Source organism: Streptomyces sp. NPDC018045 (genome assembly GCF_044327445.1).
Lineage (GTDB): Bacteria > Actinomycetota > Actinomycetes > Streptomycetales > Streptomycetaceae > Streptomyces.
In genome coordinates, this window is record NZ_JBIRFL010000033.1 from 19,072 (window position 1) to 36,377 (window position 17,306).

At 72.3% G+C, this 17,306-nt stretch carries 9 protein-coding genes and 1 pseudogene; 8 read left to right on the forward strand and 2 right to left on the reverse strand.

What is annotated here, in order from left to right; translation table 11 throughout:
- Positions 1-133: 133 nt before the first annotated feature.
- The 8 genes and pseudogenes from ACH4EB_RS34950 to ACH4EB_RS34985 all read left to right on the forward strand — a co-directional run bounded on the left by ACH4EB_RS34950 (position 134) and on the right by ACH4EB_RS34985 (position 14,311).
- Positions 134-1,225 carry a PucR family transcriptional regulator gene (locus ACH4EB_RS34950; RefSeq protein WP_398352358.1) on the forward strand — a complete coding sequence of 364 codons (1,092 nt, stop codon included), beginning with the start codon at positions 134-136 and terminating at the stop codon, positions 1,223-1,225.
- Between the two features lie 187 nt (positions 1,226-1,412).
- Entirely contained in the window at positions 1,413-2,015 is a 603-nt protein-coding gene (locus ACH4EB_RS34955) for a hypothetical protein (RefSeq protein WP_398352360.1), read from the forward strand.
- A 96-nt stretch (positions 2,016-2,111) separates the two neighbouring features.
- Positions 2,112-4,121, forward strand: coding sequence for a flotillin family protein (locus tag ACH4EB_RS34960; protein WP_398352362.1), 2,010 nt, complete (start codon positions 2,112-2,114; stop codon positions 4,119-4,121).
- A gap of 241 nt (positions 4,122-4,362) precedes the next feature.
- Positions 4,363-9,399, forward strand: a complete 5,037-nt coding sequence (locus ACH4EB_RS34965) for a DNA repair ATPase (protein ID WP_398352392.1) — start codon at positions 4,363-4,365, stop codon at positions 9,397-9,399.
- A 260-nt stretch (positions 9,400-9,659) separates the two neighbouring features.
- The gene (locus ACH4EB_RS34970) at positions 9,660-11,711 is read left to right on the forward strand and encodes an APC family permease (RefSeq protein WP_398352363.1); all 2,052 of its coding nucleotides are present in this window, start codon (positions 9,660-9,662) and stop codon (positions 11,709-11,711) included.
- Between the two features lie 188 nt (positions 11,712-11,899).
- Complete coding sequence (locus tag ACH4EB_RS34975) at positions 11,900-13,228, forward strand: class I SAM-dependent RNA methyltransferase (RefSeq protein WP_398352364.1); 1,329 nt, start codon at positions 11,900-11,902, stop codon at positions 13,226-13,228.
- Between the two features lie 299 nt (positions 13,229-13,527).
- A pseudogene (locus ACH4EB_RS34980) lies at positions 13,528-13,617 on the forward strand (IS5/IS1182 family transposase); the annotation flags it as partial.
- A 202-nt stretch (positions 13,618-13,819) separates the two neighbouring features.
- A complete protein-coding gene (locus ACH4EB_RS34985) occupies positions 13,820-14,311 on the forward strand; it encodes a VanZ family protein (RefSeq protein ID WP_398352365.1) in 492 nt (163 codons plus the stop codon).
- 107 nt (positions 14,312-14,418) lie between these two features.
- Here the strand turns inward: ACH4EB_RS34985 and ACH4EB_RS34990 are convergent, their stop codons facing one another.
- On the reverse strand, positions 14,419-15,606 hold the full coding sequence (locus ACH4EB_RS34990; RefSeq protein ID WP_398352366.1) for an Ig-like domain-containing protein: 1,188 nt from the start codon (positions 15,604-15,606) through the stop codon (positions 14,419-14,421).
- 465 nt (positions 15,607-16,071) lie between these two features.
- Positions 16,072-16,248: a hypothetical protein gene (locus ACH4EB_RS34995; protein WP_398352367.1), complete on the reverse strand. Its 177-nt coding sequence runs from the start codon at positions 16,246-16,248 to the stop codon at positions 16,072-16,074.
- Positions 16,249-17,306 lie beyond the last annotated feature (1,058 nt).

The window sequence follows — 17,306 nt, forward strand, 5'->3', positions numbered from 1 at the left end:
CACGCAAAAGCGCACACCTCGCGACGTACCGGTCCGGACACCCCGGACCCATCCGGCAGGATGGACGGTGCCCCGAAGGCCGGGGCGGTGCACGGTGCGGCGGCAGGGAGTACGGACGGTGAAGGACGGCGGGATGTCCCCGGAGTACCTGGAGGGCTACACCACCCTCCTCGCCGAGGTGTCCGACACCGGGCGGCTGCCCCGGCGCGCGGAACTGGACGCGCTGCGGGAACTGGGCGAGCGGGCCGCCGAGTCGGGCCACGGGCTGCGCGGACTGGTCGGACTCTTCCTGGGGGAGACACGGCGGGTCTGGGGCACGCTGCCCGGGGTGGCGCGGGCCGCCGGCGCGGCCGAGCGGGCCCGTACCGGCGACGCCGTGCTGGGTGCGGTGGACGCCGCCATCGCCGCGTTCGGCGAGGGGCACGAGCGCGCGCAGCGGCTCGCCGTACGCCAGGAGGAGGCCGCGCGGCGCGAGTTCGTCGACGACCTGCTGTACGGGCGCAGCGACCTGGGGCGGCTGGCGGAGCGCGCCGAGCGGTTCGGGCTGCGGCTGGCCCATGAGCACGCCGTCGCCGTCGCCGAGGGCGACGAGCCCTTCGACGACATCCACCCGGTCGCCCGCCGGGTCGAACGGGAACTGCTCGGCCGGTTCGGCGACCGCGACGTGCTGATCACGACCAAGGAGGGCCGGCTGGTCTGCGTCGGCGCGAGCCGCGAGCGTACGGTGCTGGACGCCTTCGCCACGTACGCCCGCTGGCCGGACGTGGGCCGGCCCGGTGCGCGGCGGGTCGCCATCGGCCGGGTGCACTCCGGGGCGGGCGGCGTGGTGTCCTCGTACGAGGAGGCCTTGGGCGCGCTGGAGCTGGCCGAGCAACTGGAGCTGGACGAACCGGTCCTGCGCGCCGCCGATCTGCTGGTCTTCCCCGTCCTGCTGCGCGACCGCGCGGCCATGGCGGACCTCGTGCACACGGTCCTCGGGCCGCTGACGCAGTCGCGCGGCGGCGCCGGGCCGCTGCTGGAGACGATCGGGGCGCTGGCCGCGTCCGGGTACGTCAACGCCGAGGCCGCCCGCCGCCTGAAGGTGAGCGTGCGCACCCTGTCGTACCGCCTGGCGCGCATCAAGTTCCTGACCGGCTACGACCCGGCCGACGGCCTGCAACGCTTCACGCTGGAGACGGCGGCGATGGGCGCGCGGCTGCTCGGCTGGCCGGACAAGCCGCTGTAGCGCGCCGTGCGGGGCGGATTTCGGCCCGTTCCTCTACCGCCCGGACGCCCCTGACGGCAAGACCGTGTCCCGTTAACAGGTGATCAGGAACGCATAAAGATTGCCGGGATCCGGCAATGTGCGACCCCCTGTGGCCCTGTCACGATCCTGGAACCGGCAGGAACACACACGAACGGGGAGGCCAGCCATGGGGGACTTCGGGGCATTCACCCGAGCCGCGCTCGCCTTCCCGGCCGTGTGCTTCACCTTCGCGCTGCTGGTGGTGGCCGTGTACTGGCTGCTGGTGCTGGTCGGCGGGGCAGGCGTCGACATCCTCGACGGGGGTGAGGGTGTCGACGGCGGCTTCGCCGGCGCCACCGGACTGCCCGTGACGGTCACCCTCTCGCTCGGCGTGCTGATCGCCTGGGCCGTGTCCCTGGCCGGTGCCGCGCTGACCGAGAGCCCGCCGCTGCGCGCCGCCGCACTGGCGCTCGCGCTGCTCACGGCCTGGGCCGGCACCCGTGTCGCGGTGCGCCTGGCCCGCCGCCTGCTGCCTCCTGAACGGGTCGCCTCACGGAACGACTTCGTCGGCCGGGTGTGCGTCATCCGCACCGGCCGGGTCTCGTCCGACTTCGGCCAGGCCGAGGTACGCGCCGACGACGGATCGACGGCCGTCATCCAGGTCCGTACGGAGGAGACCGGCCTCACCGCCGGCAGCAGCGCGCTGATCTTCGACTACGACGCCGACGGCGAGTTCTTCCGGGTCGCGCCCTTCGACGCCGCGCTGGACCCGTACGGCCCGGCCGCCTGAACGCCGACCGATCACCGACCGGAGCGCCGCGCCGCGCCGAACGCGCCGCCGCCGCGCCCGTCGACTCCCCGACACACCGCAGGGACTGATGTACCGATGGATGCCATCACCGTAGGAATCGGCGTGACCATCGCCGTGGCCGTGCTGATCGTGCTCGTCACGGTCCTGGCCCTCACCCGCCTCTACCGCAAGGTCCACCAGGGCCAGGCGCTGATCGTCTCCAAGTACCGCAAGGTCGATGTGACCTTCACCGGCTCGGTGGTGCTGCCGGTGCTGCACAAGGCCGAGGTGATGGACATCTCGGTGAAGACCATCGAGATCGGCCGCACCGGTCACGAGGGCCTGATCTGCAAGGACAACATCCGCGCCGACATCCGCATCGCGTTCTTCGTACGGGTCAACAAGACCCGCGAGGACGTGGTGAAGGTCGCCCAGGCCATCGGCACCGAGCGCGCCAGCGACGTCGGCACGCTCCAGGAACTGTTCAACGCCAAGTTCTCCGAGGCCCTCAAGACCGTCGGCAAGCAGCTCGACTTCCAGGACCTCTACACCATGCGTGACGAGTTCCGGGACCGGATCATCGCCGTCATCGGCACCGACCTCAACGGCTACAGCCTGGAGGACGCGGCGATCGACTACCTGGAGCAGACGCCGCTGGAGCAGCTCGACACCGACAACATCCTCGACGCGCAGGGCATCCGCAAGATCACCGAGCTGACCGCGATCGAGCACGTGCGCACCAACGAATACCGGCGCAACGAGGAGAAGGAGATCACCCGGCAGAACGTCGACGCCCGGGAGGCCGTCCTGGAACTGGAGCGCCGGCAGGCCGACGCGGAGATCCGCCAGCAGCGCGAGATCGCCACCGTCCGCGCCAAGGAGGAGGCCGAGACGGCCCGCGTGCAGGCCGAGGAGCGGCTGCGCTCGCAGTCCGCGCACCTGAAGACCGAGGAAGCCCTCGGCGTCCAGAACGAGAACCGCGAACGCGAGATCGCGGTGGCGCAGAAGAACCGCGAGCGCGTCATCGCCATCGAGAACGAGCGCATCGAGAAGGACCGCCTCCTTGAGGTCATCGCCCGCGAGCGGGAGACCCAGCTCACCCGTATCGCCGCCGACAAGGAGGTCGAGGCCGAGAAGCGGGAGATCGCCGACGTCGTACGGGAGCGGATCGCGGTCGAGAAGACCGTCGCCGCCCAGGAGGAGGAGATCAAGAAGCTCCGTACGGTCGAGGAGGCCGAGCGCGAGCGGCAGTCGCTGGTCATCCGTGCCGAGGCCGAGGCACAGCAGCGGCTGGTCAAGGACATCAAGGCGGCCGAGGCCGCCGAGCAGTCCGCGGCGCACCGCGCCGCCGAGGCGCTGACACTGGCCGAGGGCCGGCGCAAGGCCGCCGACCTGGACGCCCAGGCCAAGATCCGGCTCGCCGAGGGCACCCAGGCCGAGGCGGCGGCCGCCGGACTGGCCGAGGTCACGGTACGGGAGCGGAACGCGGCCGCCGTCGAGAAGGCCGGCCGGGCCGAGGCGACGGCGGCCGAGGCGCTGCTCAAGGCCGAGGCGGCCGGACTCACCGAGAAGGCCGCGGCGATGGCGGCGCTGGACGCGGCGAGCCGGGAGCACGAGGAGTACCGGCTGCGCGTGGCGGCCGACAAGGAGGTCCGTCTGGCCGGCCTGGACACCCAGCGGCAGATCGCCGAGGTGCAGGCGAAGGTGCTGGCCACCGGCCTGGAGAACGCGAAGATCGACATCGTCGGCGGCGAGAGCGTCTTCTTCGACCGGCTGGCCGGCTCGATCGGCGCGGCCAAGGGGCTGGACGCGCTGGTCGAGCGCTCCGAGACGGTCCGTACGGCCGCCGGCCCGTGGCTGGACAAGAACGGGTCCACCTTCACCAAGGACCTCACCACGATGCTCGGCGGGCTCGGCGCGGCCGGGCTGCGGGACCTGACGCTGGCGGGAGCCCTGACCAAGCTCATCGACCGGGGCGGCCCGCAGTCCGGACAGCTCCAGAGCCTGCTGGAGGCCGCACACGCCAACGGCCTGGCGGACACCCGGATCGCCGAGGCGGTCGCGGGACCGTCCCCGGCCAACGGCGCGGCGGTGGCGGCGAAGTAGCCGCCGCCCGGGGCGGGACGGGCCGCGGGGGAGTGCTTCCGGGGGGACGCACTCCGCCGCGGCCCGGCCGCCCGGGCAGACCCGGCCGCGTACGGGGACGGACACCCGTACGCGGCCACGACACAGACGCGACAGCACAGCATGGAGCCGGCCGACGCGCGCAGGCGGGCGCGGGCCGTGCGGGGACCGGGAGAAGGCCCACGTGCAGGGACAGGAGACGCAGCTCGTGCAGGACGACCTCGTGACGGAGACCGGCGCCCGCGACGGCCACGGCCACGCCCCCGAGAGCCCCGACGGCACCCCGCCACCGGACACCGCCCACGGCGACGGCCCCGCCGACGGTACGTACGAGCTGCTGCGCGACCGCCTCGCGGGCGCCGCCGCCGACCTCGCCGACCGGGCCCGTGCCCTCAACGCCCGCCGCGTCGAGGCCTTCGGCGGCACCGACCTCGCCCTGCTCGGCACCGCAGGGCTGCGCACCGCCGACGCCGCCGTCATCCGGGACGTCGCCCAGGTCGGCGGACTGCTGCTGACCGGCCGCAACGCCCGGCCGGAGCCCGGCGCGGCCGCGACCACCGTCCCGGACGTCTTCACCCTGTACCGCCCGCACACCACCGGCGACGCCGTACGCCTCGAACCGGTGCAGCCCGACGCGGTGCCCGGACTCCTCGACGACCCGCGCTTCCAGCGGGACTTCGAGGAGCTGTACCGCTACTACCGCCAGGCCCGGCTGCTCCGGCTGCACCGCACCGGCGCCCTGCTGCTCGCCGTCTTCCGGACCGGCGAACGGCTCGACGACATCCGCGTACTGCGCTGGAAGACCGCCGCGGCCGGGGAGGACGCGCCCGTCTACCTGGACGCCAAGGGCGAACGCGACCACACCGCCCCGCCCTCCCACGACTTCACCTGGACCCCCGCCACCCGCGAGGACCACGTACCCGGCCGCCACCCGCACCTGTCCGTCCAGGGCGAGGTCTTCCTCTCGACCGCCGGCGGCGCGCTCACCCTGAAGGCCGAGAACGACACCGGGACGGACGGCGGCCTCTACTCCGAGCCGGTGGACGAGCCCCTCCAGTCCCTCGCCGACGCCGAGGTCGCCCACGCCCGGGTCGGACCGCTGATCCTGCTGCGCGTGCGCCCGTACAACGAGACCGCCGACCGCCACCTGGTCTTCAACACCCGCACCCGCGACGTGCGCCGGATCGACGCGATCGGGCAGGCGTGCCGCGCGCTGCCCGAGGACCAGGGCATCGTCTTCCCCGGCGGCCACTACCTCACCACCGGCACCGTCAGGACCTTCGACACCGACACCACCGGCCTCGCCTTCGACCGCGAGCACCGTTCCCCGAACGGTGAGGACGTCCTCTACGCCTTCCACGACCGCGCCGTCGGCCGCACCCTGCTCCTGCCGTACAACATCGTCCGTGAGGAGTCCGCCACCCCGCTGACCGCGCACGGCCACGCGCTCCTCGACGACGGCACCCTCGTCGTGCTGCGCGGCTCCCGCGAGCCGGGCCACGTCCACCCCGTCCAGATCTGGCGCACCCCCTTCACCTCCGACGCGCACGCCGCGGCGCAGCCGGCCGGCGACGGCGGTCCGCTGGCCCGGATCGGCAACGCCGAGCTGGTACGCGGCGTGTCCGACGCGCTCTCGGTCGCCCGGATGGCCACCGACATGGCCCCGGCGGGCCCGGTGTTCGAGGCCATCGCCGCCGCGGCGGCCCGGGTCGCGGACCGGCACCACTGGCTGGACGAGGCCGCGCTCGGCGCGCTGGGCGAGCCGCTGGAAGCCGTACGGGCCGCCGCCGTCGACGTCGTCGAGGAGTTCGCACGCGTCACCGCACTGCGCCGCCAGGCCGCCGCCGCCCTGGAGGAGGCCGCGGACCGCACCACCGCGCTGGTCCGGCGGGTCCGCGGCGAACAGCCCGCGACCGCCGACGCCTGGGTCCGCAACCTCACCGCACTCCGCCACGCCCAGGGCCGTCTGGAGACGCTGCGGGAGACCCGGCACATCGACCTCGACCGCCTCACGGAACTCTCCGCGGGCGTCGCCGACGACCTGGCCGCCGCCGGCCGACGGGCCATCGCGTTCCTCAGCGGCGAGGACGCCTTCGCCGCCACCCATCGCACCGTCGCGGAGCTGACCGACGAAGCCGCCGCGGTGGCCACCGCCGCCGACGCCGAACCGCTCGCCGCGCGCATCGACGAACAGGCCGCGGGACTGCGCGTCGTCACCGAGGTCGTCGGCACCCTCGACCTCGCGGACACGACCGTACGGACCGCCGTCCTGACCCGCGCGGGCGAGGTGCTCGGCGCCGTCAACCGCGCCCGCGCCACCCTGGACGCGCGGCGCCGCGACCTGCTCGACGCGGAAGGGCGCGAGGAGTTCGCGGCCCGGTTCGCGCTGCTCGGACAGGCCGTCTCGGGGGCACTGGCCGCGGCCGGCACCCCCGAGGAGTGCGACGACGAACTCGGCCGTCTGCTTCCGCAACTGGAGGACCTCGAAGCGCGCTTCGGCACCTCCGACGAGCACCTGGAGCGGATCGCCGCCCAGCGTGAGGAGATCCACGAGGCGTTCGCCGCCCGCAAGCAGGCCCAGCTCGACGCGCGCGCCCGGCACACCGACCGGCTCGCCGGATCCGCCGGACGCGTCCTGGCCACCGTCGTCCGCCGGGCCGCCGCCCTCACCACCCCCGACGAGATCAACGCCTTCTTCGCCGCCGACCCGCTCGTCGCGAAGGTCCGCGCCACCACCGGCGAACTGCGCGACCTCGGCGACGGCGGACGCGCCGACGAACTCGACGGCCGACTGCGCGCCGCACGCCAGGAAGCCGCCCGCGCCCTGCGCGACCGCACCGACCTCTACGACGCCACCGGCACCATCCGGCTCGGCCGCCACCGCTTCGCCGTCAACACCCAGCCCGTCGACCTGACCCTGGTCCCGCACGGCGACCGGCTCGCGTACGCCGTCACCGGAACCGACTACCGCGCGCCCGTCGACGACCCCCGGCTGCTGGCCCACCGCGCGTTCCGGGACCAGCCACTGGTCTCCGAATCACCGCAGGTCTACCGGGCGGAGCACTTGGCGGGGCTGATCCTCGCGGAGGCGGAGGCGGAGGCGGGGGCGGTCATGGGGGTGGGCTCGGGTGCGGGCCGGGATGTGCGGACGGGTCCGGGTCCGGGAGCGGGCCCGCGCGCTGCTGTGGTTCCGGATCTCGCGGCGCTGCGGGAGGCGGCGGCCGCCGACGCGCTGCTCCCGCTGGTCCGCCGGATCGCCGAGACCCGTTACGACGAGGGGTACGACCGGGGCGTCCACGACCACGACGCCGCCGCGATCCTCGCCGCCCTCCTGCGCCTGCACGCCGCCGCCGGACCGCTCCGCCACCCGCCACACCTGCGCGCGGCCGCCCAGCTCTTCTGGGCGTACGGCACCGACGACCGCGCCCGCGCGCTGTGGGCCACCCGGGCCCACTCCCTCGCACGCGCCCGGTCCGCCTTCGGGACGCCGACGGGGTGGGAGGCGCTCGCCGCCGAGCTGGGCGGGACGGCGTACGACTTCCTGCGGGACACCGGACTGCCCACCACGAGCCCCGCCCCCGACTGCGCCGACACGCCCGCCTCCGGCCTCGCCGACGCCCCTGCCTCCGGCCTCGGCGCCTACCTCGTGGCCGAACTGGCCGGCGGCGGGCGCCCCCGCTTCGCGACCAGCGCCGCCGCCCGTGACCTGCTGGCCGGTTTCCGGGAGGCGCTCGGCGGACCGGACGCGCCGGCCGTCAAGGAACTCGCCGAGGACCTGCGCGCCCTCGACGGCGACCTGACCGCCCGCCACCAGCTCGTCACGAGCTGGCTCGGCGCGTACGCCGAAGCGCGCGGCACCGCCGCGGACGCGCTGCCCGAAGCCGTGGCGATCGAGGTCTGCGGCCCGGACCTGGACCGCCGGGAGCTGACCGCGCCCACCGGCGACGACGTGCGCGGCCTGCTCGGCAGCCATCCGCGGATCACCGCCGGCGGCACTCTCCCCGTACGGGTGGACGAGCTGCTCGCCCGGACCGAGGCATTCCGCCGCACCCGCGTACCGGCCCACCGGGCCTACACCCGGCGCCGCACCGAACTCCTCACCGCCGAACGCGACCGGCTGCGCCTGGACGCCTACCGCCCCCGGGTCATGTCCGGCTTCGTCCGCAACCGCCTCATCGACGAGGTCTACCTGCCGCTGATCGGTGACAACTTCGCCAAGCAGCTCGGCGCCGCGGGGGAGCGGCGCCGTACCGACAGCCAGGGCCTGCTCCTGCTGCTGTCGCCGCCCGGGTACGGCAAGACGACGCTCATGGAGTACGTGGCGGCCCGCCTCGGCCTCCTCCTGGTGAAGGTGGACGGCCCGGCCCTCGGCCACCGCACCACCTCCCTCGACCCCGACGCCGCCCCCGACGCCGCCGCCCGCCGCGAGGTCGAGAAGATCTCCTTCGCCCTGGAGGCGGGCAGCAACGTCCTGCTCCACCTCGACGACATCCAGCACACCTCGCCGGAACTGCTCCAGAAGTTCATTCCGCTGTGCGACGCGCAGCGGCGGATGGACGGCGTGCGCGACGGTACGGCCCGTACGTACGACCTGCGCGGCAAGCGCTTCGCGGTGTGCATGGCGGGCAACCCGTACACCGAGTCGGGACAGCGCTTCCGGCTGCCGGACATGCTCGCCAACCGCGCCGACGTGTGGAACCTCGGCGACGTCCTCAGCGGCAAGGAGGCGCTCTTCGCCCACTCCCACATCGAGAACGCGCTGCCCGCCAACCCGGTCCTCGCCCCGCTCGCCGCCCGCGACCGCGCCGACCTCGGGCTGCTGGTCCGGATGGCCGAGGGCGACGACTCCGTACGCGCCGACCGGCTCGCCCACCCCTACGGCACGGCCGAACTGCGCGAGATCGTCTCCGTACTGCGCGGGCTGCTCCAAGTGCGCGACGTGGCGCTGACCGTCAACCGCGCCTACATCGCCTCCGCCGCGCAGGCGGACGCCACCCGCACCGAGCCGCCGTTCCTCCTCCAGGGCTCGTACCGCAACACCGGCAAGATGGCGGCGCGCATCGTCCCCGTGATGAACGACACGGAGCTGGCGGCGCTCATCGACGATCACTACCGCGGCGAGGCGCAGACCCTGACCACCGGCGCCGAGGCCAATCTCCTGAAGCTGGCCGAGCTGCGCGGCCGGCTCGGCCCCGAGCAGGCGCGGCGCTGGGCCGAGGTGAAAGAGATGTGGAGACCGCGGGCGGCCGGGACGGCATAAGGCGCCCGGCCGTTAAGAAAGCGTAGAAATCCCGGAGCGCGGATCGGCGGTTGTCCCGGGGACGCGGAAAACGCGCGGCGTCAAGAAGTCGTACGGAAGGAGAAGGGGGCGAAGGGCATCGGCCCGTTCTGTGCAGGGACGATGAAACCGCTGGTGGCCATGGCCGCCGTGGAAAGCGGTCGCGGCATACGGACCCATCGCCGCCGCCCGGACGGGTGGCGGGTGGGCGACCGCCTTGACGAAGGCTTAGCATCCTCTGCGTGTCCAAACTGACCGACGTGCCCAAACGGATCCTTATCGGGCGCGCACTGCGCAGCGACAAGCTCGGCGAGACCCTTCTCCCCAAGCGCATCGCGCTCCCCGTGTTCGCCTCCGACCCGCTCTCGTCCGTGGCCTATGCCCCGGGCGAGGTGCTGCTCGTCCTGTCCGTCGCGGGTGTGTCGGCGTACCACTTCAGCCCCTGGATCGCGCTCGCGGTCGTGGTGCTGATGTTCACGGTGGTGGCGTCCTACCGGCAGAATGTGCACGCCTACCCGAGCGGCGGCGGCGACTACGAGGTCGCCAACACCAACCTCGGCCCCAAGGCCGGGCTGACCGTCGCCAGCGCCCTGCTGGTCGACTACGTCCTGACCGTCGCCGTCTCCATCTCCTCCGGAGTGGAGAACCTGGGCTCGGCGATCCCCTTCGTCACCGAACACAAGACGCTCTGCGCCATCGTCATGATCGCGCTGCTGACGGTGATGAACCTGCGCGGCGTCAAGGAGTCGGGCAAGCTCTTCGCGATCCCGACGTACATCTTCGTCGCCGGCGTCTTCATAATGATCATCTGGGGCGTGGTGCGCGGCGCGATCATGGGCGACACCATGAAGGCGCCCACCGCCGACTTCACCATCCACGCCGAACAGGGCGGCCTCGCGGGCTTCGCCCTCGTCTTCCTCCTGCTGCGCGCCTTCTCCTCCGGCTGTGCCGCGCTCACCGGAGTCGAGGCGATCTCCAACGGCGTGCCCGCCTTCCGCAAGCCCAAGTCGAAGAACGCCGCCACCACCCTCGCGCTCATGGGCGGCCTGGCCGTCACCATGTTCTGCGGCATCATCGGCCTGGCCATGGCCACCGACGTGAAGATGGCCGAGACCCCGGCCAAGGACCTGCTGCACAACGGCGTCCCGGTCGGCTCCGGCTACACCCAGAACCCGGTCATCTCGCAGGTCGCCGCCGCGGTCTTCGGCGACGGCACGTTCTTCTTCGTCGTGCTCGCCGCCGCCACCGCCCTGGTCCTCTTCCTCGCCGCCAACACCGCGTACAACGGCTTCCCGCTGCTCGGCTCGATCCTCGCCCAGGACCGCTACCTGCCGCGCCAGCTCCACACCCGCGGCGACCGGCTGGCCTTCTCCAACGGCATCGTGCTGCTGGCCGGCGCGGCCATGGTCCTCGTCTACATCTACGGCGCGGACTCCACCCGTCTGATCCAGCTCTACATCGTCGGCGTCTTCGTCTCCTTCACGCTCAGCCAGGTCGGCATGGTCCGCCACTGGAACCGCCACCTGCTGACCGAGAAGGACCCGGCCAAGCGCCGCCGGATGCACCGCTCCCGGGCCATCAACGCCTTCGGCGCCACCCTCACCGGCCTGGTGCTCGTCGTCGTCCTGCTGACCAAGTTCAGCCACGGCGCCTGGGTCGCCGTCCTCGGCATGGTCATCTTCTACGCCACCATGACCGCGATCCGCCGGCACTACGACCGCGTCGCCGAAGAGATCGCCGCCGAGGACGTCCCCGGCGACGAGGCCGTACGGCCCTCCCGCGTGCACTCCATCGTCCTGGTCTCCAAGGTCCACAAGCCCACCCTGCGCGCCCTGAGCTACGCCAAGCTGATGCGCTCGGGCACCCTCGAAGCGGTCAGCGTCGACGTGGACCCCGCCGAGACCAAGGCCCTCAAGACGGAGTGGGAACGCCGCAACATCGACGTACCCCTGAAGGTCCTCGCCTCCCCCTACCGCGAGATCACCCGCCCGATCATCGACTACGTCAAGTCCCTGCGCCGTGAGAGCCCGCGCGACGCCGTCTCCGTCTACATCCCCGAGTACGTCGTCGGCCACTGGTACGAGCACCTCCTCCACAACCAGAGCGCCCTGCGCCTGAAGGGCCGCCTGCTCTTCACGCCCGGCGTCATGGTCACCTCCGTCCCGTGGCAGCTCGACTCCTCCGAGGCCGCCAAGAAGCGCGCCCGCAAGCGCGCCGAGTGGAACGCGCCGGGGGCGGTACGGCGCGGGCCGGTCGCACAGCCGAAGAAGGAGAAGGCGGCGACGCGCAAGTAGGGACGCCGTTGTTCCTCTGTTCCTTCCGGGCCCGGACCTGCCACGTGGTGGGTCCGGGCCCGCGCCGTCCGGCGGGTTCGGGCCCCGGCACCTCGCCCCGTAGACTTGTCGGTCGGCGTCCGGCCCATCGCACCGCGGTGAGCGGCGCCCCCTGACTCTCGCCCCATCTCTCCAGGAGCTCCCCCACCATGCAGACAGAACCCAAGAAGTCGCTGGTAGGCGAGGAGTACGAGGTCGAGGTCGGCCCCGTCGCCCACGGCGGCCACTGCATCGCCCGTACGGACGAGGGCCAGGTCCTGTTCGTACGGCACGCCCTGCCCGGCGAACGCGTCGTCGCCCGCGTCACCGACGGCGAGGAGGGCGACCGCTTCCTGCGCACCGACGCCGTGGAGATCCGCACCCCCTCCAAGGACCGCGTCGAGGCCCCCTGCCCCTTCTCCGGCCCCGGCAAGTGCGGCGGCTGCGACTGGCAGCACGCCGCCCCCGGCGCCCAGCGCCGCCTGAAGGCCGACGTGATCACCGAGCAGCTCGCCCGCCTGGCCGGCCTGACCCCCGAGGAGGCCCGCTGGGACGGCACCGTCGAGCCGGCCCCCGGCGACAAGGTCCCCAAGGGCGAGGTCCCGGCCTGGCGCACCCGCGTCCAGTACGCCGTGGCCCCCGACGGCACCCCCGGCCTGCGCAAGCACCGCTCCCACGAGGTCCAGCCCGTCGACCACTGCCTGATCGCGGCGCCGGGCGTCTCGGAACTCGGCATCGAGAAGCGCGACTGGCCCCAGATCGCCACCGTCGAGGCCATCGCCGCCACCGGCTCGAACGACCGCCAGGTCGTCCTGACCCCCCGCCCCGGCGGCCGCCTGCCCATCGTCGAACTCGACAAGCCCGTCTCCGTGCTCCGCGTCCACGAGAAGGACGGCGGCGTCCACCGCGTCCACGGCCGCCCCTTCGTCCGCGAACGCGCCGCCGACCGCACCTGGCGCGTCGGCAACGGCGGCTTCTGGCAGGTCCACCCCAAGGCCGCCGACCTCCTGGTCGAGGCCGTCATGCAGGGCCTGATGCCGAAGAAGGGCGACATGGCCCTCGACCTCTACTGCGGCGTCGGCCTCTTCGCCGGCGCCCTCGCCGACCGCGTGGGCGAAAAGGGCGCCGTCCTGGGCATCGAATCCAGCAAGCGCGCGGTGGAAGACGCCCGCCACAACCTCCAGGACCTCGACCGCGTCCGCATCGAACACGGCAAGGTCGACCAGATCCTGCCTCGCACCGGCATCACGGACGTGAACCTCATCGTCCTCGACCCCCCACGCGCAGGCGCCGGCCGCCAGACCGTCGCCCACCTCGCTTCCCTGAACGCGCGCCGCATCGCATACGTGGCATGCGACCCAGCAGCCCTGGCCCGCGACCTGAAGTACTTCGCGGAAGCGGGGTACGCACCTCGCCGGATGCGGGCGTTCGATCTGTTTCCGGTTACGCATCATGTGGAGTGTGTTGTCATCCTGGAGAGGGCGGCAAAGGGCTCCTGACCTGCGTTTTTGTGTGCGCGCATAATGTGCGGCGTGGGCGTTACGGGCGATTTCTTGACGCTGAAATGACGCTCATTTGACGCTCGTTCTGATGAGGAGTCAGGCCCTCTCGGGCGGGCGAGGAAGATGCCGCCGGGCAGCGGCGGGACTGCCCACGAGGAATTCACTGAGACCGACTGCGTTTCGACGTGCGACATGGTCGTCTTCCGGCGGTCCGGCGTCATGGCCGGTGTCCAGGTAGCGTCAGCCGAAACCCTGGCGTCCACGGAGCGCGGCGCGAAGTGACCGCTCGAAAGCGCCGTCCGCTGACCGACGGTGGCGGCACTTTGCTGCGGGTCTCGCTCACCGGCGGCCACCGCGACGACGTGACACAGTTCCTGCCGCTGATGCCTTGTGGGCAGTGTGCACTTCAACGTGTTTGCCGCCGGACGCGCACGGCCTGGTGACCGGCATCACGTCTTCGTCGAGAACGGAGGAATTGCGGCATACGTCCTTTCGGACGGACAGGAGATCAATGAAGGGGACCGGAACCCCGGCATTCCGGTACCCCGGGGCCTGGTGGTCCGGTCTCCCGGGGAAGGAGGTGTGGACGTGTCTTTCGGTGTGGCCCTCGCGGTGGGCGCCCTCGGATGCCTCCTCATCGCCGTGGCGTCGGCCTTCGCCGGTCGGCCGCGGCGGGTCGCACTGCGCGCGGTCGCGGCCCTGGGCTGGCTGTGGGCCGCCGGTGTCGTGGGGCTGACGTTCGGCACCCGGTCCGGGGGCGGTCAGGCGGTGAACGTCGAGCTGCTCGATGTGACCAACTCCGCGGACGTCGTCGACTTCCTCCTGAACACGCTGATGTTCGTGCCCGGCGGCATCTTCCTCGCGGTCGTCCGCGGCGGGTTCCGTAGGGCCTGCGCCGCGGGTTTCCTCGCCTCCCTCACGATCGAGGCGACGCAGTACCTGACCGCGTCCGGGCGCACGGCCGACGTCAACGACCTGCTGGCCAACACGGCGGGCTGCGCCGCCGGTTACCTGGTCGCCGCCACGCTCCGCGACCTGTTCTCCCGGCGGGTGAAGGCCCCGTTCGCGTCCCACTTCTGAGCGGCGCCCGGCCGGTTTGGGGCGCGGGCCGCCGGTGGTGTGGCTTCCGCGCCCCCAACGCTGGCCGGTTGGCGGACACCGGGCGCAAGGCGGCGACAGCCGGGCGGTCAGCCCTTGAGGGCGCTGCGCTTCTTCCAGGCCGGCCAGTCCATCTGCCAGGCGCCGAAGCCGTTGCCGGGTTCGGTGATCTCGGTGTTCCGGGTGTTCTTCACGATCACCGGGTCACCGATCAGGACGCGGTCGAAGAGCTTTCTGGCGTCGGAGCTGAGCATGCCGACGCAGCCGTGGCTGGTGTTGGCCGCGCCGATTTGGTCCGCGTTCCAGTCGGCGGCATGGATGAAGGTGCCGGAGGACGTCAGGTGGATGACCGAGGTGGTGGGCAGGCTCGGGTAGGCGTCGCCCAGGCCGACCGTCGCGGACTTCATCGTCTCCTTGGCGTTCTTGGCTAGGACGACGTGCGTGCCACCTCGGGTGGGGTAGGTGTCGGAGCCCGCGGATATCGGGTACGAGGCCACGGCCTTGCCGCCCTCGGTGACCGCCATGCGGTGCCCGGCGACATCCACGGTGACGACGCGGTTCTCGCCGATGGTGAACGACGTGGCGTAGTTCCGGGCGAAGTAGCGGCCCTGGCCGCTGGGCAGACCGGCGATTTCGCCCTTGAGCGAGACCTTGGTCCCCGGCTTCCAGAAGTCCCTGGGCCGCCAGTCGATCCGGTCGTGGCCGCCGGAGTCCTTCACCCAGCCCCAGGAACCCTCGGTCCTCGGCGAGGTCTCGACGCGCAGGTTCCGCTCGATGTCCACCTTCTCGGCGTCGCCGACGCGGTGGTCGAAGAGGACCGAGACCGGCTGCGCGACGCCGACGGTCGCCCCGTTGCCGGGCCGGAGCTCCAGCTTGTTGGGCTTCTCCGGCGCGGCGGTGGTGACCGTACCGGAGCCGTTCCGCCTGCTCCCGTCCGCGCTCTTGGCGGTGTAGGCGAGGGTGTAGGTGCTGCTGGGCCGGGTGGCCGGGACGGAGGTCCAGGAGCGGCCGTCGGCGGAGAGCGAGCCGTCGAGGCGCTGCCCGCGCTGGTCGGTGACGCTCACGTCGGCGAGGGTGCCCTGACCCCCGGTCACCCTCAGGGCGACCGGGGAGCCGGGGGCGACGCCGGTGGCCCGGTCGGCCGGCGCCATGGCGACCGTCACGTCCCGCGCCCCGCTCTCCTCGCCGGCCGGGCCGCCGCAGGCGGTGACGAGCAGCAGCCCGGCGGCCGCGGGCAGCGGCAGCAGGGCACGGGGAACGGACGGCGTACGGATCACGGCAGCGACTCCTGGAACAACGTGAGGTGACGGGCCAACCGGACGTCGACCCCAACACCCCCACAGACCGCCTCCATACCGTCCCGGTTCCGCCCAAATGCGCCCCTTTACTGCGTGATGTCCGTCACGTGACGGTGTCGGTCGGCCGCGGCCGCGTCCGCGACTGAAGCGGCATCCCCCAACCGTCCCGGTAGGCCCCGTCCGCCCGCCGGCCTCGACCATCCCGCCGTCGATCTCGCCCGGCTCCCGGACATCATCGACGCACAGCGGCGCCGCCTGTTCCTCCTGCGGCGCTACGGATGGGCCGCCACCTACGACGCGGTGCCGACCGCCCTCATGCCCTGCGCGCCGCAGCCGTCGGGGGGAGGCCGCACGCTCCTCTTCCAGGGACACCTCAATCCGGTCGTCCTCCAGCAAGTCCCAGCAGTCGGGTGGCGTTCTGGGCGGCGGCCTGGGCCAAGGGCGTCAGCGCGCGGGTGTCCGTCGGGTGGCCGTCTCCGCCAGTTCGCGGCCCGTCAGCAGGCGGCGGGGGCGAAGGGCGCGGGCGCAGGTCGCCTCGATGGAGGAGGCATCGAGGGGCAGCGCGTCGGCTACTTCGGCGGCCGGAAGTTCGGGGGCGGGTGACGCGGCGCCCTCTTCCATGCCAACGAACGTAGAAAACCCCGGCGTTGGCGCTCAAGGAAGTTCTACAAAGTCGCACGCCTTCACTCGAAGGCGGCACGGGGCTCTGGGGCTCGGGTGGCACTCTCCGCCGTCGGGCACACAGCCGGCCCGCAACGCCGCCCCGACGCGGGTTGCGCTGGGAAAGAGGCCGCTCCACACGCCGAAGATGACGTCGTTCAAAAAGGGCTGGGCGCCGTGGGGCTGTGTGCTGCTCTGCCCGTGGCTACCCGCGGGCTGCGCACGACACAGCAACAGCCGTGGGCGGCGCACATTCCGAGCGTCCAGCCGTTTGGCATGAATGCAGCCGGACCGGTGGACGAGGACACCGTCTCCCCGGGCCCCGGGGCAAGTCCATGTGTTCTTCCCTTGGCGACTTCGCCAGCACCCCCGGCGAACTGGGCGAACGCGTCGAGGCTCCGGCGGGTTCAACCGCCGCCCCAACAGCCCAGCCGAAGCGTGTGGTTCGGCGTTTCTCTCGGCCATCTACTCAGCCGTCACAACCAGCAACATGCCCGGACCAACGACCCAACCCGGTCCCAGCCTTAAGATCTCCTGATGTGCTGCCCTAGGCGAAGAGCTGGCAGGTGCGGCCACCCAGCTCGGCGAGTCCGAACTCCGGATGGAGTCGGCACGCTGCAAGAACACGGGAGACCACAACGCACTGGCTGCCTGCCCTTGCCGGACAGGCAGCCAGTGCGCCGCTGATTAGCTGATGACAGTGGTGGAGGCTACAACCGCCGCCAGGGCCTCCTCGTCGGAGACCTTGCCTCCCGTGGCCGGCCACGCGGTCTTCCTGTAGCTCTTGGATCCCTTGGAGCTCTTGGCGTCCTCGAGGTCAGAATCCTTGCGCTTGCGCTTGGTCCTCTTGAACAACAACTCACTTCTCCTTGCCGTAAGGCATATGGGCGCTCCACGCATGATCGCAAAGTTGGGTGGTGTGCACAACGGCAGGCCAACAGGCCGATGGCGGGAGCCTTGCCTGGCCCGGCGGCATGTTTGTATGCGGCACCTCAAGTTGAAAAGGAAACAGTTTCTTC